This is a genomic window from Glycomyces sp. NPDC021274 (genome assembly GCF_040641195.1).
Lineage (GTDB): Bacteria > Actinomycetota > Actinomycetes > Mycobacteriales > Micromonosporaceae > Glycomyces.
The window spans coordinates 1-1,072 of sequence record NZ_JBFADC010000131.1; the positions used below are offsets into that span (position 1 = coordinate 1).

Genomic DNA, 1,072 nt, shown 5'->3' on the forward strand with positions numbered 1-1,072 from the left:
GTTGAAGGTCGCGTCCGCGTTCAGCTGGTCCAGGTCGATGTAGAGGTTCTTGGCCTCCACCGGGTCCTTGCCACCGCCGGCCTGGAGCTTCATCGACACGTCGCCGAAGAGCGGGACGGGTACGACGACGGACTGGCACAGGTTACGGATCTTGGCGGTGCTGAACGCCGAGACCGCCACCGGGACGTTCGTGCCGTTCTTCTGGGCGTCGACCGCCCCATACTGCACGAAGCCGGTGCCGTCCAACCGGTCCGTGCTGACCTTGAACTGCTGGCCGGACACGCTGAACGACGCCGCCAGGGCACCCTGCGAGAGGGCGACGCCGATCGCGGCGGTGGCCGCGACACTCGGCACCATGACGACGGCGAACCGCTTCCATCTGGTCCCGCCACGAGTCAGGGACTCCATGACTTTCCTCCTTCTCGGACGTACATCTCCAGTACGCGCCGCCTCCGTTGAAGGCAGCCATACCTGGGATGGGAGAAGTGCTACGTCCTCGGGAAGGAGAGCGCCCGTCTCGGAGGCACAGCGTGTATCCGAATACCGGCGATCACCCCCGAGCGACAACCACTGGCCACGCTCTCGCGCAACCTCACCGGACAGGCCCTGCCCAAGGGCAGAGACCCCCCTGTCCGCGGTCGGCGCCACTGCCGCCGACCCACTCGGTGGGGACCCAAGTACCCCGCGGCTCCGACCGGATGCCGGGCTGCGGGAATGGACCGAGCGTGGCCGATCGTCGTCCATTCCCGCCCGGCGCACAAGGCCCTCGTTACTTGCGGGTAACGGGCCGATAACTACGCCGCGACGCACGGAGATCACCTGGGCACCCAGCGTCGTCCCTGATGACGCCCAAACAAGGGGCAATTCTGAACAGAATCCGGCAAATTGGCCGTCTGCTCTTACTCCAAGTAACAGCGGCCGCGTTTACCAAGTTTCGGTAAAGCGCGGCCGCTGCTCCGTTTACCGGACGTGTGTGCGGGAGTTGCCGCAGGACGGAACCGGACGGGACGGAAATGTGCGGGAAAAGACCCGGCACGAGGGGAAATTCGGCGCGGAGCGCCGTCCCCCGGAG

1 protein-coding gene is annotated in these 1,072 nt (G+C 66.1%); it reads right to left on the reverse strand.

Annotated elements, in window-relative coordinates:
- Window positions 1-408 (reverse strand): DUF6230 family protein (locus AB0I03_RS27115; protein WP_360417494.1); only part of this gene is annotated, 408 nt, incomplete at its 3' end.
- Window positions 409-1,072: the final 664 nt, after the last annotated feature.